The 21,072-nt window shown below is 34.4% G+C and carries 22 protein-coding genes; 7 read left to right on the forward strand and 15 right to left on the reverse strand.

The window, feature by feature from the left end; genetic code table 11:
• Positions 1-346: 346 nt before the first annotated feature.
• From ACSVH5_RS02890 to ACSVH5_RS02940, 11 genes are all read right to left on the reverse strand, one after another.
• Positions 347-1,057 carry a DUF4369 domain-containing protein gene (locus tag ACSVH5_RS02890; protein ID WP_438059965.1) on the reverse strand — a complete coding sequence of 237 codons (711 nt, stop codon included), beginning with the start codon at positions 1,055-1,057 and terminating at the stop codon, positions 347-349.
• A 121-nt stretch (positions 1,058-1,178) separates the two neighbouring features.
• Positions 1,179-3,038, reverse strand: coding sequence for a peptidase M61 (locus ACSVH5_RS02895; protein WP_438059966.1), 1,860 nt, complete (start codon positions 3,036-3,038; stop codon positions 1,179-1,181).
• A 123-nt stretch (positions 3,039-3,161) separates the two neighbouring features.
• Positions 3,162-3,440 carry a DUF2805 domain-containing protein gene (locus tag ACSVH5_RS02900; protein ID WP_159686937.1) on the reverse strand — a complete coding sequence of 93 codons (279 nt, stop codon included), beginning with the start codon at positions 3,438-3,440 and terminating at the stop codon, positions 3,162-3,164.
• Between the two features lie 117 nt (positions 3,441-3,557).
• Positions 3,558-4,385: a sterol desaturase family protein gene (locus ACSVH5_RS02905; RefSeq protein ID WP_438059967.1), complete on the reverse strand. Its 828-nt coding sequence runs from the start codon at positions 4,383-4,385 to the stop codon at positions 3,558-3,560.
• A 26-nt stretch (positions 4,386-4,411) separates the two neighbouring features.
• On the reverse strand, positions 4,412-5,014 hold the full coding sequence (locus tag ACSVH5_RS02910; protein ID WP_438059968.1) for an alpha-ketoglutarate-dependent dioxygenase AlkB family protein: 603 nt from the start codon (positions 5,012-5,014) through the stop codon (positions 4,412-4,414).
• Between the two features lie 68 nt (positions 5,015-5,082).
• Positions 5,083-5,790, reverse strand: coding sequence for an aquaporin Z (gene aqpZ / locus ACSVH5_RS02915; RefSeq protein ID WP_438059969.1), 708 nt, complete (start codon positions 5,788-5,790; stop codon positions 5,083-5,085).
• Positions 5,791-5,839: 49 nt separating this feature from the next.
• Positions 5,840-6,196: a DoxX family protein gene (locus tag ACSVH5_RS02920; protein WP_438059970.1), complete on the reverse strand. Its 357-nt coding sequence runs from the start codon at positions 6,194-6,196 to the stop codon at positions 5,840-5,842.
• A gap of 74 nt (positions 6,197-6,270) precedes the next feature.
• Positions 6,271-7,164, reverse strand: coding sequence for an EamA family transporter (locus ACSVH5_RS02925; protein WP_438059971.1), 894 nt, complete (start codon positions 7,162-7,164; stop codon positions 6,271-6,273).
• Positions 7,165-7,235: 71 nt separating this feature from the next.
• Positions 7,236-8,405, reverse strand: coding sequence for a DUF1501 domain-containing protein (locus ACSVH5_RS02930; RefSeq protein ID WP_438059972.1), 1,170 nt, complete (start codon positions 8,403-8,405; stop codon positions 7,236-7,238).
• A gap of 9 nt (positions 8,406-8,414) precedes the next feature.
• A complete protein-coding gene (locus ACSVH5_RS02935; protein WP_438059973.1) occupies positions 8,415-9,797 on the reverse strand; it encodes a DUF1800 domain-containing protein in 1,383 nt (460 codons plus the stop codon).
• A 55-nt stretch (positions 9,798-9,852) separates the two neighbouring features.
• Positions 9,853-10,776, reverse strand: coding sequence for a LysR family transcriptional regulator (locus tag ACSVH5_RS02940; RefSeq protein WP_438059974.1), 924 nt, complete (start codon positions 10,774-10,776; stop codon positions 9,853-9,855).
• A 282-nt stretch (positions 10,777-11,058) separates the two neighbouring features.
• Here ACSVH5_RS02940 and ACSVH5_RS02945 point away from each other — a divergent pair, with 282 nt between their 5' ends.
• From ACSVH5_RS02945 to ACSVH5_RS02960, 4 genes are read left to right on the forward strand one after another with little or no spacing between them, the layout of a single operon-like run.
• Entirely contained in the window at positions 11,059-11,343 is a 285-nt protein-coding gene (locus ACSVH5_RS02945; protein ID WP_438059975.1) for a hypothetical protein, read from the forward strand.
• Positions 11,321-12,178 carry a DUF6671 family protein gene (locus tag ACSVH5_RS02950; protein WP_438059976.1) on the forward strand — a complete coding sequence of 286 codons (858 nt, stop codon included), beginning with the start codon at positions 11,321-11,323 and terminating at the stop codon, positions 12,176-12,178. Before ACSVH5_RS02945 ends, ACSVH5_RS02950 begins: the two co-directional genes overlap by 23 nt.
• 3 nt (positions 12,179-12,181) lie before the next feature.
• Positions 12,182-13,138 (forward strand): L-threonylcarbamoyladenylate synthase, encoded by a 957-nt coding sequence (locus ACSVH5_RS02955; RefSeq protein WP_438059977.1) that lies wholly within the window; start codon positions 12,182-12,184, stop codon positions 13,136-13,138.
• A gap of 16 nt (positions 13,139-13,154) precedes the next feature.
• Positions 13,155-14,117 carry a sodium-dependent bicarbonate transport family permease gene (locus ACSVH5_RS02960; RefSeq protein ID WP_438059978.1) on the forward strand — a complete coding sequence of 321 codons (963 nt, stop codon included), beginning with the start codon at positions 13,155-13,157 and terminating at the stop codon, positions 14,115-14,117.
• Here the strand turns inward: ACSVH5_RS02960 and ACSVH5_RS02965 are convergent.
• From ACSVH5_RS02965 to htpG, 4 genes are all read right to left on the reverse strand, one after another.
• On the reverse strand, positions 14,090-14,521 hold the full coding sequence (locus tag ACSVH5_RS02965) for a DUF2721 domain-containing protein (RefSeq protein WP_438059979.1): 432 nt from the start codon (positions 14,519-14,521) through the stop codon (positions 14,090-14,092). The genes ACSVH5_RS02960 and ACSVH5_RS02965 overlap by 28 nt on opposite strands.
• 98 nt (positions 14,522-14,619) lie before the next feature.
• Positions 14,620-15,453 (reverse strand): hypothetical protein, encoded by an 834-nt coding sequence (locus ACSVH5_RS02970; protein WP_438059980.1) that lies wholly within the window; start codon positions 15,451-15,453, stop codon positions 14,620-14,622.
• Positions 15,454-15,574: 121 nt separating this feature from the next.
• Positions 15,575-16,522 (reverse strand): MASE1 domain-containing protein, encoded by a 948-nt coding sequence (locus ACSVH5_RS02975; RefSeq protein WP_438059981.1) that lies wholly within the window; start codon positions 16,520-16,522, stop codon positions 15,575-15,577.
• Between the two features lie 153 nt (positions 16,523-16,675).
• Positions 16,676-18,562, reverse strand: coding sequence for a molecular chaperone HtpG (gene htpG / locus ACSVH5_RS02980; protein ID WP_438059982.1), 1,887 nt, complete (start codon positions 18,560-18,562; stop codon positions 16,676-16,678).
• Between the two features lie 179 nt (positions 18,563-18,741).
• On the opposite strand from htpG, the gene ACSVH5_RS02985 reads away from it, so the two are divergent.
• The 3 genes from ACSVH5_RS02985 (at position 18,742) to ACSVH5_RS02995 (ending at position 21,019) form a co-directional block, all read left to right on the forward strand.
• A complete protein-coding gene (locus tag ACSVH5_RS02985; RefSeq protein WP_438059983.1) occupies positions 18,742-19,242 on the forward strand; it encodes a lipocalin family protein in 501 nt (166 codons plus the stop codon).
• Between the two features lie 12 nt (positions 19,243-19,254).
• Complete coding sequence (locus ACSVH5_RS02990) at positions 19,255-19,944, forward strand: OmpA family protein (protein ID WP_438059984.1); 690 nt, start codon at positions 19,255-19,257, stop codon at positions 19,942-19,944.
• 130 nt (positions 19,945-20,074) lie between these two features.
• Complete coding sequence (locus tag ACSVH5_RS02995) at positions 20,075-21,019, forward strand: ABC transporter ATP-binding protein (protein ID WP_438059985.1); 945 nt, start codon at positions 20,075-20,077, stop codon at positions 21,017-21,019.
• Positions 21,020-21,072 lie beyond the last annotated feature (53 nt).

Raw genomic sequence — 21,072 nt, forward strand, 5'->3', positions numbered from 1 at the left:
TTTTCTCTCACTCCTCTAAATTGACTTCTAAAGGCTTTTGTTTTTGCATTAAAAGATTCTGCAGCTGCATTTGTGCTATTTAATCATTGTTTTTTTATCAGATTATCTTATTTTTTTGGGATAACTGCTTTTTCAAGTACTCTTTTGTTTCTGTTTACTTCAAGTAGTTTTTTTTTTTTTTATCATTTACTTGAGGTTTTTAAAATAATAACTTAGTGACAGGATCTGCTCAATGTTTTTCTGTCACAGATTGATATTAGTTACTTTTAGTATTTTGTTTCACTAAATTTATCTAAAAAAAAAGCTGCCTACATATAGACAGCCTTTTTATAAAATATATAATCTTTTATTCTTGTTTTTTAATTTCGTTTACGAATTTCGTCAATTTTTTGCCGTATAGGGATTGAGCTACTTTTGGCGTCATTGATTTTTGTATAGTATCCAAAAATTTGATATTTATGTCATAAATTTCAGATAGAGCAATATATGGAGCTACTTCGTGATCTTTATGATTTACAGCAAAATTGGTTGCATAAAGATATCTTCTTTTAATATTTGACTCTTGTTTGATTCTTATACTATCAAGCTTTTTGATGTTATTGAATTTAGTAGCTTTAAATTTTTGTTCAATTAGGTTTAAGTTTTCTTCCTTAAACTGTGAATCTATTTTTTTATATTCTTGATACAAATCATGATTTACAGAACCAGTTACTTTTGCGCTATATGAAAATTGATCAAGATTGGTTTCAATTGTAATATTGCCAGGTTCAGCAAAGAAAAGAAGATTGTTATCCAATGAATTGGATACTCCTCTGTTTAAAGATAAGTAAAACATTTCTGGAGATTCTAATGGAATGTTGGTTTCAAACTTTGAGTCGCCATCAATTTTAATAGAATCTACAGTAACAAGAATGGTATCTTTTAATCGTTGAATGTATAATGTTCCTTTTTTTAATCCTGCCACATTTCCTGTGAGATGCAAATTGTTTTTAGACTCGTTTTTGGTACAAGCCAGTAGTGTTGAAAGAGCTACTAGAGCAAAAATAGTTTTTTTCATTTGAATTTTAATTTGGCGCAAAATAAAGAAAAATGTTGAATTGCAATACCATCTCCTACTGTTAATTCATAAAAAATCCCAATCTATTTCTAAATTGGGATTGAATAGTAGTCAATAGAAGTTATCCTTTTAACCAAGCCTCTTTTAAAGCACTTTTTGAAGCATCTTTGGCACTGAAAGTTTCTTTTTCTTCATAGGGTAAAGAAACTTTTCCGGTAATATTTTCTTCTTTACCCTCTCTCTTTATTTTTAAAGAAATGTTGTCATTTTCTTTCCATTCTTGACTGGTTGTGATTAATTCAAAGATATTTTCTTTATTATAGACTTTGTTATTGATCGCTAAAATAAGGTCTCCACCTTTTAAAGATAATCCTTTGAAGAATTCATTTAATTCAATGTTTGGTATTATTGCGATTTCACCTGTTTGAGGAATAATAGTAATGTATGGAGATTGTCCTTTTAGGAAAATGCCTCCGGGTACATTAGTAACGGATTTCGCTACTCCTACTTTGTTTAGAAATAAGTCATAAGGAATAGGTGTCGGTCCAGCTACATATGTCTTTAGGAATTCACCAACTTCAGGATAAGTTAAAGCTACAATTTTGTCGAATAATTCTTTATCATCGAATGCTTTTGTAACACCATATTCGTTTGATAATTTGTGTATTAAGTCAAGAATTCCTCTTTTTCCTTCCGATTTTTCACGAATAATAATGTCAATACACATCCCAATAAGAGCTCCTTTTTGGTACACATTTAGATATTGTGCTTTGTACGGTTCTTGTAATACATTAGCGCTCATTGTAGTAAAAGGCATTGTATCATTCATTCTTTTGGCTTGCTCGATTTTGTCGGCAATTCTTTCAAAGAATGCTTCTTCAGTAATTAAACCTTGATTGATTTGAAATAAATTAGCGAAGTATTCTGTTACTCCTTCGTACATCCATAAATGTTGTGACATTTTTGGAGTGTTATAATCAAAGAATTGAATTTCTTTTGAATGTATGGTAAGTGGTGTAACAATATGGAAGAATTCATGTGAAACAACATCTTTCATTTGTTCTTGAAGCATGTTTAATGGAATTGTTTCAGGCATTACAACTGTTGTGCAGGTTGGATGTTCTAGAGCTCCAAAACCCTTTGCATCATTTGGTTTCATACTTGATAAATACAATAACACAGTGTATTTTTTATTTGCATTGATTTTGCCCAAAAATGTTTTTTGAGCAATCATCATTTTTTTCATTTCTGGAGTGATGCTTTCGACTGTAATTTTTCCATTTGGAGAAAAAACAGCAATAGTAATATCCATTCCATCAACAGTGAATGTGGTATAATCTGGCTTAGCATACATTATAGGATTTTCAACAAGTTCACCATATCTTAAAACCACAAATTCATCAGAATTGTTTTTTGTGTCCAAATCAACCATCGATGTAGCTCCCCAAAGTGTTTCAGGGTGAGTAATGTTTACTCGGTATGGGATTTCTTTTTTATCTTGAAAATACCCCACAAAACCATGCATATTTACTACAAAATTGGTTCCAGCTTCGATATTAGTCCCAGCTGGAGAAAAAATATCTTCTTGTCCAAAACCTCTACCTTTTTCGGTATCGTAAGTGTCGTTTACTAAGTATGTAATTTTATTTAATTTTTTTGCTGATTGGATAGACCAAGTATTCTCATCTGTTTTTTTGACTTCTAATAGTGTTCCTTTTTCGTCAAATGCTTTTAGATCTTCTATGTAACGTCCGTAGTTGTCATTAGAATAAGTGCCTGGAATTATTTTTGGAATACTATAAGTAATTTGATCAGAAGATAGTTTGGGTGCGTAAACAGTTACTTGTACTTTGTCTTCTTTTACATCTGTAAGATTAATGGCAACTTTAACTTCTTCTTTGCTTATGTTTGTCGTTGAAATACCAGATTTACAACTTAGTAGTATAGAAGCCAAAGCTAAGGATACTATTATTTTTTTCATGTTTTTTTATTTAGGTTTCAAGTTAGACTAAACAGTCATGTATTTGTTACATGAAGTTAGAGACTGCGATGTTTAATACTAAAGTCAAAAAAAACTCCTACGATAAGTAGGAGTTGGTATAGTTTAATCTAATTTGTTTTTTATATAATATTTACCATCTAAATCTTCATCAAAATCGTCTATTTTTAATGGTTTAGGTTTAGGTTTACTAGCAATTGCTTTCTTCTTCCACATTTCATATTTTTCAGCAGGCATTTTCTTTTTCATAAACTCTAATACTTCTTTTTCAGAAAGTCCGAATTCTTTTTTTATTATTTCGAAGGGATTTCTTTCTTCTAAGGCCAACGTAACAAGCTTTTCTGTTTGTTCCCAGTTCAATTCTTTGCGGTTACTCTTTTTCATCACATGAAAATTAATTCAAATTGGTGTTAATGATTAATAAAATAGGTATCTAACGATATACCAATATTAATAAAAATAATAATTACTTTAATTGAATTGTAATTTTTTTTTTCGAGCTTAATTTATTTCTGGAGACCTATGTTTTTGGAACGGAATATTTAATAAGTTTTTTAATTCATTGTGTTCTTTTGGGTCTTGATGGGTGTCAATTCCGTAGATTATTTCTTCTCTTGGCATGGTTTTAAAGGTTCCAAACAGGCGGTCCCAAACCGAAAAAATATTACCATAGTTACTATCCGTATATGGGAGTTTGTAATGATGGTGAATTTTATGCATATCAGGTGAAACAATGAAGTAACTTAAAAAAACATCTATTTTTTTTGGCATGGCGATGTTAGCATGATTGAATTGAGTCGCCACAACCGATAATGTTTGGTATAAGAACACCATCCACATTGGGCTTCCAACTATAAAAACTCCTAATAGTGTAAATGCAAATCGAATGACACTTTCTCCAGGATGATGTCTATTGGCCGTTGTAGTATCAATCCACGTATCTGTATGATGAATAAGATGAAAACGCCACAATACTTTTGTTCGATGTTCGATGAGATGTACTAAATAAGCTCCAATCAAATCCAATAGCAATAATCCGATAATTGCATACAACCACAATGGCATTTTTGGAAGAATTTGAAGTATTCCAAAATTATTTTCAACAGTCCAATCGGCTGTTTTTAGTAAAAGATAGGCCAAGCAAAAATTTATGATAATTGTTGTTAGTGTAAAAAAGATATTGATCCCTGCATGTTGCCATTTTTTATAATCAAAACGGAACAATGGAAATGCATTTTCGATAAGCCAGAAAATCGTAATTCCTCCAACTAAAATTAGGCTCCTATGCGAAGAAGGAATAGTGGTAAAATAAGAAACAATTTCATTCATAATCAATTTGGTTAAGTTTTTTGGTTTTATGGAATAATTCTGAAAGTTAGGTTAATTCTAGGGCCAATTGGTTTTGTTGTTTTTGGAATTTGATGTTTCCAAAAGTGCTGGGTAGTCCCTTTCATTACTAAAAGACTGCCGTGTGCTAAAGGTATATTTATTTTTTGATTTGGAATAACATTGTGTTTGAGTTGAAACATTCTTTCTGCTCCAAAACTCAATGATGCTATGATGGGGTTGGTTCCTAATTCTTTTTCATTGTCGGCATGCCATCCATTACTGTCTTTGCCGTCACGATAATAATTAAGTAATACCGTAGAATAAATTGCTTCTGTTGTTTTTTCTACTTTTTCTTTAATGCTCATTAGCAGTGGTGACCATTTATGAGGATGCATAGTAATATTCGAGTAGGAATAGGATTTTCCTTCGTTACCAAAAAGTGCTGTTAACCGCGGTTGTGGATACACTTTTCCGTAGACTTTGATGTCGTCCTGTTGCCAACAAATTTCCTTTTGTAAAGTGTCAAAAAGAATCGTTGCTTCTTCAGTTGAGAAGAAATTAGGATAATAAATAATGGATGCATCTGGGACATCAAAAACAATAGGTTCAGAATCAAAAAGGGATTTCATTTGGTAAAAATAAAGAGAAAAAGAACATCAATTTTGTCCTTTTTCTCTTTTTGATAAAAGATTATTTTTTATGCTTCTGAATGGTCTTGTAATAGATTTTTATAGATAAAACCTGCAACCACTGCTCCTAAAATGGGAGCTACCCAAAATAACCAAACTTGCCCCAAAGGTTCTCCTCCCACAAAAATAGCTTGTGACAATGAACGAGCAGGGTTTACAGAAGTATTGGTAATTGGAATACTGATTAAATGAATTAGCGTCAGTGCTAAACCAATGGCAACTCCAGCAAATTTTCCGTTTGCAAATTTATCGGTAGCGCCAAGTATAACTAGTAGAAAGAACAAGGTTAAAACAAACTCTGCTATAAATGCGGCTTGCATAGAATAACCATCTGGCGAGAAAGCTCCAAAACCGTTTGAGGCAAAAGCTCCAGCTTTGGTATTGTCAATCACGAAGCCTACTTTTTCAGTAGCAATAGTATATAATGTTCCTGCGGCAGCTATTGCACCAACACATTGTGCGATGATGTATGGAACCAAATCTTTGGCTGAAAATCGCCCACCAGCCCATAAACCAAAAGAAACAGCGGGATTAAAATGCCCTCCAGAAATGTGTCCAACAGCATAAGCCATTGTTAGTACCGTTAATCCAAAAGCTAGAGATACTCCAGCAAAGCCAATTCCTAAATCAGGTATGCCAGCAGCGAATAAAGCACTACCACAACCTCCAAAAACAAGCCAAAATGTCCCAAAAAATTCTGCAAATAGTTTTTTCATAAGTATTTAGTTTTTATATAGTTACTAATTTGTGGTGAATTCTTAAAATTTATAAAGTATAAGTGTAAGCCCAAAACATCAGCAGGAATTGTAAGGGTAAACGCAGGAATAGCAACCATTTGGGAAGTCCCATACTTGCTTTTGGATTGGTTAACATAAAAATATGTATTGGAAAAACAGCAATTAGGAGCAAGATAATTCCACAAGCAGCATATTGGGTAGTTGGTGAAAACAGTAATAAAACCCCTAGAATAATTTCGATAGCTCCGCTTATAATGTTCAATAAAGGCGGATTGGGAAAACTTGTAGGTATGATTTTTTGATATAAACGAGGGACTCTAAAATGATTGATTCCAGCAATTATATAGAGAAAAGCCATTACATACAAATGCCAAGGTGAATTCATAACAAGTTGTTTGTTACGAATTTATAAAAAAATTAACAGTTTGGTGGTGTTATTGAGAAATATTTTGGGTTTGTTTACTTTTTTGAAAAATTGGTATTCATTATTATGATGGCAACGATGATAAAAATTATACCAAACCATTGAAGAACGTTAACGTCTTCATTCAAAAGAACGTAAGCCATTGTTACAGAAACGGGTAATTCAAGAGCAGAAACTATACTGCCAAGCCCAATTCCAGTAAGAGGAAAACCTGCATTCATCAACAGAGGTGGAATAATCGTTCCGAAAAGAGCCAAAACAATTCCCCATTTCATAAAAATTCCCATTTGAAAAGGACCTACTTGAGTTAAAAGTGCAAAACCAAACACGATGATGTCACCACCAAGCAACATATATAAACTCCGTTGAGCAGATGAAATGTGATTAGCAATATGATTTGCGGTAAACATAGTAGCTGTAAAAGATGCAGCTGCAAGCAGACCTAGTGCAATTCCTCTCCAATCCAAAGAAACGGTTGTAGCTATTACGTTGGTAGCCAAAAAAGTTCCTAGTAAGACAATGATGACTGCGATTATTTTTTTGAGTGCTGGTAATTTTTTGTCGATGGCCATCTCCACAACAACGCCCATCCAAACGGTTTGCATCAGCAGTACAATAGCAATAGAAACAGGAATGTATTTTACAGCTAAATAATAAAAAACACTCGTCATACCAAGTGAAGTTCCTGCTGCTATGAGTTGGAAAATGTTTTTGGGAGATGCTTTTACAACCGTATTTCCTTTTTTGTTTTTTTGAAATAAATTAATCAATAACATACCAAGAATACCAAGTACGAATTGAGCAGTCGTTACTTCTGGAGTTGAATAACCTTGATCATAGGCCATTTTTACAAAAGTAGCCAACATACCATAACTAGTTGCACCTAATCCTACCAAAAAAACTCCTTTTATTACTTGATTCTTTGTCATTTTTTAATTTTTAAAAAGCGGGCAAAGATATAGCATTTCTTTTTGAATCGATGCTTAAGTAGGTAATAGGTTTAGAATAAACCTTGAAGCGGACTATTTTTGATGCCGATTCTTGTTGGATCAAAGCCTAATTTTTGTTGTAAAAGAGAGGCATACACACTTCTAAAGTCGATTTGGTATTTTAAATCGCCTTCATCTAAATCTGTTAGGTTTGGATTTTTTCCAAGTACCTTACCTTTTGTAGTACCGCCAATTACAAAAAGCGGTGCTGCCGTTCCGTGATCGGTTCCCTTTCCGTTGTCTTTTACTCTTCGACCAAATTCAGAAAACACTACTATGGTTGTGTTTTGCAATACTTGTGCTTTTTTCAAATCGGAATAACAACTAAAAATAGCATCATTGAGCTCGCTAAGTTTATTTTGATGAATGGCCAATTGATTGTCGTGCGTATCAAATCCTCCGAGTGAGGTATAGTATACTTTAGAATTTAAATTTCCTTTTATCAATTTGGCAATCCATTCTAAATTTTTGGCTAAGCCAGTTTTTGGATAGCTAACTTCAGAAGGCGTACTTTTTTTGAGAGCATCTTGAATGGCATCGGCGCCTTCTGTAACCGAATTGGCAATTTTTCGAACAAAATCCAATTGGGGATTCTCAGATAATAGATCTTTAGTTTCAGACAAGTTACGGCTGTTGAACCGATTGGGGTCTTTCACTGTAATACTGTTGGGTTCTTCTCCTTTTAATGCTAATGTATCAATAGTATCGATGTTGATTCCTGCTGTGGGTTGATGGTCATTGCATTGCAAATCCAAGTAGCGTCCAAGCCAACCTTGACTGAGGTATTCTTGATTCGTAGGAGCCGTTTGCCAAATTTCTTGACTTCTAAAATGAGAGCGAACTGGATTAGCATATCCTACATTTTGGATGACCGTTAAATCACCATTTTGTTGCATTTTAGCAAAATCCTTTAACATAGGGTGAAAGCCCATTCCATTGTTTCCAGTAATAACGTTTTGTTTTGCTATCCCTATTGCTGGACGATGATGATAGTACAGTTCGTCTTGATAGGGGATGTACGTATTGAGCCCGTCGTTTCCGCCATTCAACTGAACAAAAATCACGCATTCATTTCCTGTAACAAGTTGTTGTTGTGTGCCAAAGGCGTGAAGAAACTGAGGCAGAATCAATGTTCCTCCTGTAAAAGTTCCTGTTAGCGCTAAAAAATTTCTTCTGTTCATAACTTGGATTTAAATAAGTTGAAATTCAGGTGATTTTATAATAGCATTAAAAAGCCTAAGTACTGCATTATCTGCTCCTGGAGACTGAGGGTCAAAGTCGTACTTTAGTATTTTTTCAAGGTCTTTTTGTAGAGTGTTATCGGTAGAAAACAGCAATCGGTCTGTTAGTTCTTTTATGATTTCAATGTTGGTTCCTTTGTTGTTCCATTCTAATGAAATAGATAAGGACTGTTTTTTATCTAATGTATTTTCTCTCTCTAGTTTTGGCCTCGGAATGTTTTTTGCGCTACAAAGTAAATCGGCAACATTGGTTCGTTGCAAGTAAATTTGAGAGGTAAGCCAACTTTTTCCGCTATCCCATCCTTTTACATTGGGAGGATTGAATAAATCCATTCCTTGTTGTTTTAAGAAAAAAGCAATAGTAGTAGATTCTGGTTTTTGAGTTTTTAATTCACTAGTAAGTAATAGGATGTATTCTAATGGATTTTTAATTTTCGAACCTCCAGTATCGTTTTTAGCATATTCTTCCGAAAATATTTTGACCAACAAAGGTTTAATTTCAAAATTGACTTTTCTAAAATAATCGCCATAGTAAGTTACTAATTCTTGTTTTGGTTCGTCATAAAGGAACCATTTTAGCATTTTTTGTGTGAGCAAATAGGGGATTTTTGGGTGATCAAAAATAGCATCGACCATTTCATCCAGTTTTAAAACACCTTTTTTGCCAAGGTATTCCATGGGGTCATTGTCTTCTAAAAAACGGCGATAGACCGCAGTGGTTTCTCCAATTCCTAATCCAGCCAATCCTTTGGCTCCATTTTTTATGTCAGCTTCAGAGTAATTCCCTATGCCGAGAGTGAAAAGTTCTAGGAGTTCTCTACTCAGGTTTTCGTTCAATTTCCCTATTTTGTTGTCAACATTATCGAGGTAGCGCACCATTGCGTTGGTTTGCATTGCTTTTTTGGTCAACGTTTTAAAATTGCCAAATGCATTTTCTCTTAGCATTTGGTTCTTTTGGAAAATCCAATAATTTACTTTAACCTTTTGGTAGGAGGTAACAAAATGATTCTCCCAAAAAAGCGTCATCTTTTCTCTCAACGGAAAATCGGCTGTTTTCATTTCATCTATCCACCAAGCTTTTAATGCATTCGAGGTTTGGATTTCTTTTTTTAGTAATTCTTTACCCGCTTCAGAATCTTCTTTTCGAGTTTGTCTGATTTTTTTGAGATCCTCTAATGACTTTGGACTATCTGAAAGTAAGGCAGGTGTGCTGCTATTGAAAGGTGCTTGAAACGATTGTTGAAGAAAATGTTCCATTCCTAATTTTTGAATCGCAAGGGCTTGTTGATTGCTAAAACCTAGTCGTTGAGACCAAAGAAACTCTTTTTTCATAGTATAATCTATTTCAAGTTAAGACTCAATTAGTTGCTAAAAGTTTAATTCAGCATTAAATAGAATTGGTCCAATCAAATTTACTATTGATGATATCTTGTTTGTGTACTTCTAAAAAAGCAAGATAAGCCTTGGCAATTGGAGAGAAATTTTTGTTTTTGTGCCAAATTAAATTCCAAGTAGATTGAATGGGTAAGCCTCGCACCGGGATGATTTGGAGGATGCCTGTCGAGATTTCATTTTTTACTCCAATAATAGGCATAATGGAGCATCCTAATCCTGCAATTACGGCTTGTTTTACGGCTTCATTACTCGTCAGTTCAAGTTTTTTCTTGACGTTCAAATTGTTCAAAAGCATGAATTGCTCCATACTTTGTCGGGTACCAGATCCCATTTCTCGCAAAATAATTGGAATGTTCTCTATAATGTTTTTGTCGTATATCTTTTCATGAAACTTGGTCTCTGAGTTTGAAACCAGAAACAAACGATTGGGCATTAACTCAATGCGATTGACTGATAAAGTCTCGGGTAAAATAGAAACCAAAGAAAAATCAACTTCATTTTTTTCTAAACTTTTAATCACTTTAGATTTATTGGTTACATCCAAAATTAATTCTACATCAGGATGCATTTTTAAGAAGTCGGCTAGAAAATAAGGCATAATGTATTTACCAGTAGAGACGATCGAAATCTTAAGCCTTCCGCTCAATTTTCCTTGATAGGCCTGCATTTTATAATTGATGGCGTGTACTTCATTAATGATTTTTTCGGCAGCTAGTACAATTTCTTTCCCGAAATCAGTCACATACAGTTTTCTGCCAATAATTTCTGTTAGCGGAATTTCAAATTGGTCTTGAAAATTTTTGAGTTGAATGGATACAGCGGGTTGGGTTAAATGCAGTTCCTCAGCTGCTTTAGTAATGCTTTGATATTGCGCTACTTTTAGAAATACCTGTAATTGATGGAGTGTGTAGTTCATAAAAATATTTAATAGTGTTTATTACAAAGATAAATAAAAATTAATGAATTGATTTGATGAATTTTGCCACGGAAAAATAAAAAAAAAATGAACACACAAGAATTAACTCTTAAACAGAAAGTGAAATTGACAGCAATTCTATTGGTATTGATAGTCTTGTTAACTTTTGCTTTTTTGAAACCTGAGAATTCCTTTTATAGTGTATTGTTGGTCATTGGAATTCTTTGTGGTACTCAGATGTTGAAAGATTTAAACTTTAAACTTTAATTTAATAATCACATTATGGAAAAAAACTTCCAGTTTCAATTGATCGATGGGGAATTCACTCCAATAGCAGCAGCTAAGGTATTGTTTCCTTTGATTAATAATAAGATTAATTACCACTCATTAGAGAGTTTTAGTAATGAAATTCGGTTCGATAAAGATGTAACGAACTCCAAAAAAAGAATTGCGGAATTGCAAGAAGTTCAATTGTTAATTCAAGAATTACTAGAAAAAGCTGAAGAAAACGGATTAAAGTTAAAAATAACTAGTCAGATTAAAATTGAGTTCGAGAACGCTAAATAGTTTCAAAGGGCGTCAACTTGTGATTGCCACTATGCATCAGAAAGAGCAGGTAATGGCTCCAATTTTAGAAAAAGGTTTAGGGGTAATTTGCACCATACCAAAAAATTTTGATACCGATAGTTTTGGTACTTTTTCTGGAGAAATAACTAGAACTTCTGATGCTTTGACTGTTGCACGACAAAAATGTTTGGCGGCAATTGTTGCCACAGATTGTGACTTGGCAGTTGCCTCCGAAGGATCATTCGGTCCACATCCTTCCGCTTATTTTGCGTCTGCAAATGATGAGCTAGTCATGTTGATGGATCGAGAAAATCAACTTGAAATTATCGGTCGATCAATAAGTTTTCAAACGAATTTTTCAGGTTCATACATTAACAGTGAAACAGAGCTCATGAATTTTGCTGCTCAGGCAAAATTTCCGAGCCACGGATTGATTCTTAGACCTAGTGCCAACAGTACTGAAGATATGCTCAAAGGCATTGTTTCTCCTGATGTTTTATTGGAACAGTTTCGTTATTTAAAAGTAAAACACCCAGCCGTATTTGTAGAAACCGATATGAGGGCTATGTACAATCCTACTCGTATGGAAATTATTAGTATGGCTACAAAGCAATTGGTACAGCATGTTCAGTCTTTGTGTCCTGAATGTCAAACACCCGGGTTTACTATTACTGATATGAAAACTGGCTTGCCTTGTTCATGGTGTGGGAATGCAACCCCCTCTGTTTTGTGTCATATTTACAGTTGTAAAAAATGTAATTTTACGAAGGAGCATTTGTATCCAAATCATAAAAAAACTGAAGATCCGGGTTTTTGTAATTATTGTAATCCTTAAAGAATGAGTACTACTTCTGATATCGCGAAAGCGGTCACTTTACTAAATAATGAATCACTTGTAGCGATTCCTACTGAGACCGTTTATGGTTTGGGTGGAAACATTTACAGTGATACATCAATTAAGAAAATATTTGAATTGAAAAAACGCCCTTTGTATAATCCTTTGATTGTGCATATAAAATCCTATAATGAATTAGATAAAGTAGCTTCTTTTATTCCTGAAAAAGCTAAAATATTGGCAGAAGCGTTTTGGCCAGGCCCACTTACTTTGGTGCTCAAAAAACAAAAAAACATATCCGACCTGATCACTGCTGGAAAAGATACAGTGGCTGTTCGTGTGCCCAATCATCCTTTGACATTAGCATTGTTACAAGAGTTGGATTTCCCATTAGCCGCTCCAAGTGCCAATCCTTTTGGCTCGATTAGTCCAACTACGGCTGCACATGTTGCTAGCTATTTTAATGCCAATCAATTATTTGTATTAGATGGTGGAGCTTGTGCCAAAGGCATTGAATCGACTATTGTAGGATTCGAAGAGGAACAGCCTGTTTTGTATCGAGCAGGTGCAACTTCAATAGCGGCTATTGAAGCTTTAGTTGGGGCCTTAAAAATAGTTACTAAAGATGATGTAGCACCAGTGGCTCCTGGAATGTTGACTAAACATTATGCACCATCGACACCTACTATTTTTTCGTCGGATGTAGCAACAAGCCTTTTGCAACACAATAACAAACGAATAGGGGTGTTATCCTTTTGTCAGTTTTACAATGACTCGAAAATTGTACACCAAGAAGTATTGTCGAGAATAGGTAGTTTAGATGAAGCAGCTAGCCAGTTGTATGCCGCTATGCATGAATTAGACAGTAAAAAATTGGATCTGTTGATTGTAGAACAATTCCCTAATGAAGGAATAGGTATAGCCATAAATGATAAGCTTAAAAGAGCTTCAGTACTATAAATTAAAAACCATAACAATGAATTTAGACTTATTAATTGAAAACATTACCAATCCCGCACTATTATTTTTTCTATTAGGAATTATAGCTGTTTATCTTAAAAGTGATTTAGAAATACCAAACAACACCTCAAAGTTTATCTCGCTTTATCTTCTTTTTTCCATTGGATTTAAAGGGGGACAAGAATTGGCTCATAGTGATTTTTCGATTGAAATCATTTGGTCAGTCGTTTTCGGAATGGTTGTTTCCATTTTGATTCCATTGTATACCTTCTTTATTTTAAAGAAAAAATTCAGCATCGAAAATTCTGGGGCTATAGCAGCTGCTTATGGTTCGGTAAGTGCGGTGACTTTTGTGACAGCTATTTCCTTTTTAGAAATGCAATCCCTAAACTTTAGTGGGCATATGGTAGCGGTTATGGCTTTGATGGAAGCCCCAGCCATTATTGTTGGTGTGATTTTAATTCAAATGTTCTCTAAAAAATCAGCTGTTGATTCTAAAATTGGCCCAATCATCAAGCATTCTTTTACAAATGGAAGTGTTTTGTTGATCATCGGTAGTTTGATCATCGGTTTGTTGGCTAGTGATAAAGCTGCGTTAGGAATTAAACCATTTACCACCGATATATTTAAAGGATTTTTAGCGATTTTCCTTTTGGATATGGGAATTGTAAGCGGTAGAAAATTAGGTGATTTTTTTAAAAGTGGTTGGTTTAGTTTCGCTTTTGCTATTATCATTCCATTAATTAACGGATGTATAGTTGCCTATTTGAGCCAATTTGTTACCGAAGATGTGGGGAATCGATTTATTTTTGCTGTTTTAGCCTCGAGCGCTTCTTATATAGCTGTTCCAGCTGCAATGAAAATTGCGGTACCCAAGGCCAATCCTGGGATTTTTTTACCGATGGCCCTAGCAGTTACCTTTCCATTTAACATTACATTCGGGATGCCTATTTATTTGTCGATTGTTTTAGCAGGATAGTCTTTTGTTTTTTCTTTATGAGTCAAATCACTTAAATGCAATCGCAATGCTCCTACTGAGATATTGATTTCCCAAAAAGATAATCCAAGGGAAACAAGTAAGGTGAAAAGGCTTAGTCCGAAGAGATAAATCCCAGCAATTTGTTGATCAAGATACAATAGCAACATGGCAAAAACAGAGAGGAATAAACTCAAAACGCCTGCCATTTGCATGTAACGAATAAGCGTTAGTCTCAAATTTAAATTTTTGATTTCTAACAAGATCATACTGTTTTCTTTCTCTTTATAGGCTTTTTTTAAACCACGTATGATTGTGGCTAATGTTAAAAAACGATTGGTGTATGCCAATAAAATCAAGGAAGTTGCAGAGAATAGTAGTGCCGGAGTTTCTATTTTTAGGATCATCTTTTTTTTTGCAAAGGTCGAATAACTTTGCCTTTACTTCCAAAAAAAAACTTCGTTTCACAGCTGAAACGAAGTTTTTTTTTTAAAGTGAAAAGGAATTACATGGTCAAATTAAAAACTAAACCATTTTCATGGGTAAAAGTAAATTTGTTATCACAATCTCCGTTACCGTAATCAATAGTTCCATTGAGTAAATCACTTTTTACTGTAAGTTTGCCTTTTGAAACATAATCACAGTCGTATTTTTTTACTAATGTTTCTGCCACAGTTAGGGTTAGGCTAGGGCCGTTCTCTTTGCTAACTGTATGTGTGCCTTGAATCATTTCATAGGTATTATCAGAAAGAATCAATGGGGTTCCCACTCCTTCAGTTTGTTTGATGGTATGTGTTCCAGCGTTCAAGAACACCATTCCTTCTAAATTGGTTAATTTTCCATTTGTAACTGTTCTACTCCATTGTGGTATATTGGGGGTTACAGTTTCATTAACATATACGATAGTACCCTCTACTTTAAAACCATTTACATAATAGTTTTCGCGTTCTATTTTCATAGTAGCTTTTGGAGTGCTTACTAAGCCTGACAAAGTGATTTTTAATTTTCCTTTTCGAGTAATGTTGTTAGTGGTGCATCCAGTTCCAAAGTCGATCGTAATAACTTTTGGGAAAACATTTGGTGTTAGGTTATCCACCGAGACAATAGCACAAGCTCCTACCAAAGAATTTACTGAAGACTTGTTGGTTGATTTAGATAAAGAATAATCGAATGTGACTTGAGTTCCAGTTTTGAAATCGAGTTCATTCATTGCGTCAATTGTAGCAGAAGCTACTACTGCGTTGGTGTCTGTTGCATTTACTATTTCGTCTTTGGTGCAAGAAGTAACCGATAGAGCGATTACAATAACGGATAAGAATACTACTTTTAAATTTTTCATAAGAAGTTAAGTTTTAAATTTGGTGCGATTCAAAAATAATAAAATGTTTGAGAGCGCCATAATAAAAAACGAAAAATATCTTAACAAATGTTTAAGAAAGTAGTTTTTTTATTTTTACACACTAGGCTTTTGCTTTGTCGAGCTTTTTATGTAAATAATCCGAATAGAAGCCTGCCATTATTAAAGCAATTATGGTACTTAGGCCAAAAAAAGAATTAATATAGGTCAATGCTTCTTCAGGTGTTAATATGGCAAAGGTACCGTAGCCTAAACTACCGTAAAGGGTAGATAGCAAAGCAAACAAAGCGGCTATAATAGAAACACCCCGGATTCTAAAACGGAAGGTAGCCCAGAGTAAAACAATTAGCAATAGGTACTGGTCATCAGCATGATCGAAAGCGACCAACACACATATTAAAATAGTGGCTAGACCCAATGCTATAGCTTCAAAAAGTGATGTAGCAATAATTTTGATATGATATCGATATAACCAAGAGGTTAAAAAAGGTGTTAATATAATGGTTCCTATCAAGTCACCTTGCCACCAAGTTGTCCAGTTGAAAATGAATTGATTTGAATCGCTTAATCCAAAAAGCGAAATGGCACTTACACCCAATAAAGAACAGATGGCACAGTAAAAGACACTTACAGCCAAAAATAGTATCACACTAAAACCTGTTTTTAAAGGATATTCTCCTTTATTCAGAATATTTATGCAATAGGCGCCCAAAGCTGCTCCCAATGTAACTCCAGTTGCCACTAAAACAGCAGTCATAATAGTATTGGTTAATGCTATTTTTAGCATTTGACAAGTGTCCCAAAAAGCAAACAAATTGGCAACTATTGAGCCAACCCAAATCCCTATGAGCGTTTTTCGCCCCATGATTAAAACCGAAGCAAGTGCAAACCCTGCTGCCGGATAGATAGGTGCAATATTGTCTGGAGTAACAGTAATTTGATAGCTAATGAAAGCAAGAGCATTATAAATAAATGCGACTATGAAAATCTTTATTGGTGTAGATTTTAAAAAAGAAGGAAGAAAATAGTCGTTGGTTGCTTGTTTGTACATAATGAGATACCTTTGGAATTTCTCAATAAAAATACACAAATTTTTGTGATTCAATCTAGTAGTTGTAAAAGTTCTATTCGCTCAAAATAAAAACTATAAAAAAGACCTGCAAAACGAATTTTGCAGGTCTTAGTTTTTTTTAGATAATCCAAATTATTTAATCATTTCAAAACTTCTTTTTACAAAAGCTGTCAAAGCTTCTCCTTTTAATAAGTTTTGAGAGAGTTTGGCCAAATCTAGAGCTTGTTTTACCAAGTTCTCTTGAACGGTTTTGTCTTCATTGTTCAAGATGCTGGTAGCCAAATCAGAATTGGTGTTCACCACTAAGTTGTACATTTCTGGGAAATTACCCATTCCGAACATTCCACCGCCACCGGTTTGACTCATTTCTTTCATACGACGCATGAATTCAGGTTGTGTGATGATGAATGGCGCCGCACTACTATCCAAAGCTTCTAACTGAACGGTATACGTTTGTTTAGGAACAATGTTTTCTACTACTGATTTCAAACTGTCTTGTTCTTCAGAAGATAATTTAGAAATCGCAGTTTCTTCTTTTTTGATTAAATTATCAATGTGGTCAGAATCTACACGAACAAAAGTTAGTCCGCTGTTGTCTGATTCTAATTTTTGAATCAAATGAGGAATGATTGGAGAATCTAGCAACAATACTTGGTATCCTTTATCTTTTGCAATTTCGATATAAGAGTGTTGTGCTTCTTTGTTTCCAGCATACAATACCACCAATTTACCATCTTTATCCGTTTGGTTTTCCTTGATAGCCTCTTTCAATTCATCAAGTGTAAAGTATTTATCTTCTACCGTTGGATACAATACGAAGGCTCCTGCTTTTTCATAGAATTTGTCTTCAGAAAGCATTCCATATTCTAATACAATTTTGATATCATTCCATTTGGCTTCAAAATCAGCTCTGTTTTCGTTGAATAATGATTTCAACTTATCGGCAACTTTACGAGTGATATAATTTGAAATTTTCTTCACAGCACCATCAGCTTGCAATCCAGAACGAGAAACGTTCAACGGAATGTCTGGAGAATCAACTACTCCACGAAGCATCATTAAGAATTCCGGAACAATACCTTCTACGTTGTCGGTTACATAAACTTGGTTTTGGAACAACTGAATTTTATCTCTTTGGATTTGTAAATCGGCACCTAATTTTGGGAAGTACAAAATACCAGTTAAGTTGAAAGGATAATCAACATTTAAGTGAATATGAAACAACGGTTCTTCAAACTGCATTGGATACAATTCACGATAGAAGTTTTTGTAATCCTCCTCTTTTAAATCCGTAGGTTGTTTAGTCCAAGCTGGATTTGGGTTGTTGATGATGTTGTCAACTTCAATAGTCTCAGGTTTGTAGTCTTCTGGAGCATCTTCAGGTTTAGGAAGTGTTTCTTTTTTTGTTCCAAACTTAATTGGAATTGGCATGAATTTGTTGTATTTGTTCAACAACTCTCTGATTTTGCTTTCTTCCAAAAACTCTAAAGAATCTTCCGCAACGTGCAACACTATTTCAGTACCGCGGTCGGTTTTTTCGCAAGGTTCTAATGAAAATTCTGGGCTACCATCACAAGTCCAGTGAGCGGCTGGTTCGTCTTTGTATGATTTGGTGAAAATCTCTACTTTTTCAGCCACCATAAAGGCAGAGTAGAATCCTAAACCAAAATGACCGATAATACCGGAGTCTTTAGCTGAATCTTTGTATTTGTCTAGGAATTCTTCGGCACCAGAAAAAGCGACCTGGTTGATGTATTTTTCAACTTCATCAGCAGTCATTCCTAGACCTTGGTCAATGATGTGAATTTTTTTTCCCTCTTTGTCAATTTTAACTTCAATGATTGGATTGCCATACTCTACTTTAGCCTCTCCTATACTGGTTAGGTGCTTTAATTTTAGAGTAGCATCGGTTCCATTTGAAATCAATTCACGCAAGAAAATTTCGTGATCACTGTATAAAAACTTTTTGATTAGAGGAAAGATGTTTTCTACTGAAACATTAATTTTACCTGTTGTCATAATTATAATACTATTTTAAGTTGAATTTGATGCAAGCCTTGCTTCAAATAGAATACCATTTGACTAGAAAATGACAAAATGTCGCAACGATTATATAAAAAAAACAATTGATTTCGGGTTAAAGCAATTTTTTTGTGTTGTATCTTTGTTAATCTATTAATTTTAAACTAGTTATAGTTATGAGGAAATTTATTCTATTGGGTACCTTTGTTTTTTTGCTATTTGCCTGTAAATCAAGTGCCCCAGCAGTTGCCCCCACAGCTCCCGTTGCAGCAACCAAATTGGATAAAAAATCACAAGTTGCCATCAAAGGAAATTGGCAAATTACGGATGTAACCTATCCTGGTTCTGAGTATTTTAAAGTAAATTCATTCAACATTGCAGATTCTAAATGCTTTATTGGTAGTACTTGGAATTTTATTTCTAACAATAACAAAGGCAGTATGGCATTGACTGGAGCTGGATGTCCCGCGTTTTCTTCGCCCATAGTTTGGAGCATCAATAATGAAGGAATGTTTGTTCTCAAAATTGTTGAGGCTGGTGTGAAGTCTAAAACTGTCCAATCAGGATTTTTATTGAAAGTCGCTAATCAAACCGAGACTAGCTTTGAACTTATCGATAAAATTGATGTTGCGGGGCAACAGAAAAACATTGTTTATTATTTTAAAAAAACAAACTAATTTTTAGAACTCATGAAAAAAATCACAATTCTAAGCTTGACAGTGGTATTTTTATTTAGCAGTTTATTTTCCGCTTGTAACTCTGTGAAAAATGCTAATAACACACAAAAAGGAGCCGGTATTGGCGTAGCGGCTGGGGCACTAATTGGTGGGATTTTAGGGAATAATATAGGTCATGGTGGCAATGCAGCTCTTGGTGCAGCAATAGGTGCAGCAATAGGAGGTGGAGCAGGAGCCTTGATTGGGAAAAAGATGGACAAACAAGCACGTGAAATCAGTCAAGCCTTACCAGGCGCTGATGTACAACGTGTAGGTGAAGGCATTCATTTAACTTTAAATGAAAATGCCGTTCGATTTGATACCAATAAATCAAGTTTGACTCCCCAAGCACAAGCCAATCTTGATAAATTGATACCTGTATTTAAAGAATATGGCGATACCAATATTGAAATTTTTGGATACACCGATAGTTCCGGAAAACCAGAGTACAATTTGACACTATCCCAAAAAAGAGCCGAATCCGTAAAAGCGTATTTAATTGGAAAAGGATTAGTGGCGAGCCGATTTAAAACTTCAGGTTTTGGGATTGCTGATCCAATTGCGCCAAATGACACACCAGAAGGAATGGCTCAAAATCGAAGAGTAGAATTTGCCATAACTGCCAATGCCAAAATGATTGAAGATGCTAAAAATGGTCAATAATTCGAAATAGAAAATAAAGCTAGAAAGCTGTTTCATTGGAAGCAGCTTTTTTTTATATAAAATGAAATTTTCAACAGCTTATTTTTTATAAAGCCACTATCTTTGTTTTTTACTAATGATACAATAAATAATGCTTGAAGTTCAAAATATTTCCTTCGCTTACACAGACAAAGCGATAATTCAGAATGTTGATTTTACCGTAGAAAAAGGACAAAATATTGCACTAATTGGCGAGAGCGGTTGTGGTAAAAGTACCTTACTGAAACTCATTTATGGAATGTATGATTTGAATGAAGGGAAAATTTTCTTTAATAAAACACGCGTTTTAGGGCCCAAATACAATTTGATTCCGGGTATGCCTTTTATGAAATATCTTGCACAAGATTTTGATTTGATGCCTTTTGAAACGGTTGCTGAAAATGTAGGTAAGTTTTTAACCAACGGTTTTATGCCATTAAAAAAATTAAGGGTTCAAGAATTACTTGAAATGGTAGAAATGACTGAGTTTGCCAAAGTACGAGCCAAAGATTTGAGTGGAGGTCAACAACAGCGCGTTGCATTAGCTAAGGTTTTGGCCGTAGAACCTCAGGTGTTATTACTAGATGAACCGTTTAGCCATATTGATAATTTTAGAAAAAATGCACTGCGTCGTAATTTATTTGCTTATTTAAAGAAAAAAGGAATTACGTGTATTATTGCCACACACGATAGTACCGATGCACTCTCTTTTTCAGACGAAACTATAGTTTTACAACAAGGAAGAGTGATTGAAAAAGCTCCTTCTGCAGCAGTGTATCAATTTCCAATTAACAAATATGTTGCTTCTTTGTTTGGAGAAGTCAACGAATTGAGAATGTCACAATTAATGCCGATTGAGGGTGAGGATGAAATGGTGTTGCTGTATCCGCATCAATTAAAAGTTTCCCCTGTGGGCACCATTCAAGCGGTTGTAAAACAGTCCTATTTTAAAGGGAGCCGATTTTTAATTAAGGCGGCATTTGATCGTAAAGCTATTTTCTTTGAGCATGAAACAGCATTAGAAGTGAATCAAGTAGTCTATTTGAAAATTTTATAATTTTTATGGTGAAAACATAACAAGAAAGAGACAACTTTTTTAGGTTGTCTCTT

Origin of the sequence: Flavobacterium sp. RSSA_27 (assembly GCF_051547125.1) — a bacterium.
GTDB lineage: Bacteria > Bacteroidota > Bacteroidia > Flavobacteriales > Flavobacteriaceae > Flavobacterium.

What these genes read in the sequence shown, in the direction of transcription:
- ACSVH5_RS02890 (WP_438059965.1), bottom strand. Translation starts at nt 1,057, where the DNA reads ATGAAAAAAACTATTTTTGCTCTAGTAGCTCTTTCAACACTACTGGCT.
- ACSVH5_RS02895 (WP_438059966.1), bottom strand. Translation starts at nt 3,038, where the DNA reads ATGAAAAAAATAATAGTATCCTTAGCTTTGGCTTCTATACTACTAAGT.
- ACSVH5_RS02900 (WP_159686937.1), bottom strand. Translation starts at nt 3,440, where the DNA reads ATGAAAAAGAGTAACCGCAAAGAATTGAACTGGGAACAAACAGAAAAG.
- ACSVH5_RS02905 (WP_438059967.1), bottom strand. Translation starts at nt 4,385, where the DNA reads ATGAATGAAATTGTTTCTTATTTTACCACTATTCCTTCTTCGCATAGG.
- ACSVH5_RS02910 (WP_438059968.1), bottom strand. Translation starts at nt 5,014, where the DNA reads ATGAAATCCCTTTTTGATTCTGAACCTATTGTTTTTGATGTCCCAGAT.
- aqpZ (WP_438059969.1), bottom strand. Translation starts at nt 5,790, where the DNA reads ATGAAAAAACTATTTGCAGAATTTTTTGGGACATTTTGGCTTGTTTTT.
- ACSVH5_RS02920 (WP_438059970.1), bottom strand. Translation starts at nt 6,196, where the DNA reads ATGAATTCACCTTGGCATTTGTATGTAATGGCTTTTCTCTATATAATT.
- ACSVH5_RS02925 (WP_438059971.1), bottom strand. Translation starts at nt 7,164, where the DNA reads ATGACAAAGAATCAAGTAATAAAAGGAGTTTTTTTGGTAGGATTAGGT.
- ACSVH5_RS02930 (WP_438059972.1), bottom strand. Translation starts at nt 8,405, where the DNA reads ATGAACAGAAGAAATTTTTTAGCGCTAACAGGAACTTTTACAGGAGGA.
- ACSVH5_RS02935 (WP_438059973.1), bottom strand. Translation starts at nt 9,797, where the DNA reads ATGAAAAAAGAGTTTCTTTGGTCTCAACGACTAGGTTTTAGCAATCAA.
- ACSVH5_RS02940 (WP_438059974.1), bottom strand. Translation starts at nt 10,776, where the DNA reads ATGAACTACACACTCCATCAATTACAGGTATTTCTAAAAGTAGCGCAA.
- ACSVH5_RS02945 (WP_438059975.1), top strand. Translation starts at nt 11,059, where the DNA reads ATGGAAAAAAACTTCCAGTTTCAATTGATCGATGGGGAATTCACTCCA.
- ACSVH5_RS02955 (WP_438059977.1), top strand. Translation starts at nt 12,182, where the DNA reads ATGAGTACTACTTCTGATATCGCGAAAGCGGTCACTTTACTAAATAAT.
- ACSVH5_RS02960 (WP_438059978.1), top strand. Translation starts at nt 13,155, where the DNA reads ATGAATTTAGACTTATTAATTGAAAACATTACCAATCCCGCACTATTA.
- ACSVH5_RS02965 (WP_438059979.1), bottom strand. Translation starts at nt 14,521, where the DNA reads ATGATCCTAAAAATAGAAACTCCGGCACTACTATTCTCTGCAACTTCC.
- ACSVH5_RS02970 (WP_438059980.1), bottom strand. Translation starts at nt 15,453, where the DNA reads ATGAAAAATTTAAAAGTAGTATTCTTATCCGTTATTGTAATCGCTCTA.
- ACSVH5_RS02975 (WP_438059981.1), bottom strand. Translation starts at nt 16,522, where the DNA reads ATGTACAAACAAGCAACCAACGACTATTTTCTTCCTTCTTTTTTAAAA.
- htpG (WP_438059982.1), bottom strand. Translation starts at nt 18,562, where the DNA reads ATGACAACAGGTAAAATTAATGTTTCAGTAGAAAACATCTTTCCTCTA.
- ACSVH5_RS02985 (WP_438059983.1), top strand. Translation starts at nt 18,742, where the DNA reads ATGAGGAAATTTATTCTATTGGGTACCTTTGTTTTTTTGCTATTTGCC.
- ACSVH5_RS02990 (WP_438059984.1), top strand. Translation starts at nt 19,255, where the DNA reads ATGAAAAAAATCACAATTCTAAGCTTGACAGTGGTATTTTTATTTAGC.
- ACSVH5_RS02995 (WP_438059985.1), top strand. Translation starts at nt 20,075, where the DNA reads ATGCTTGAAGTTCAAAATATTTCCTTCGCTTACACAGACAAAGCGATA.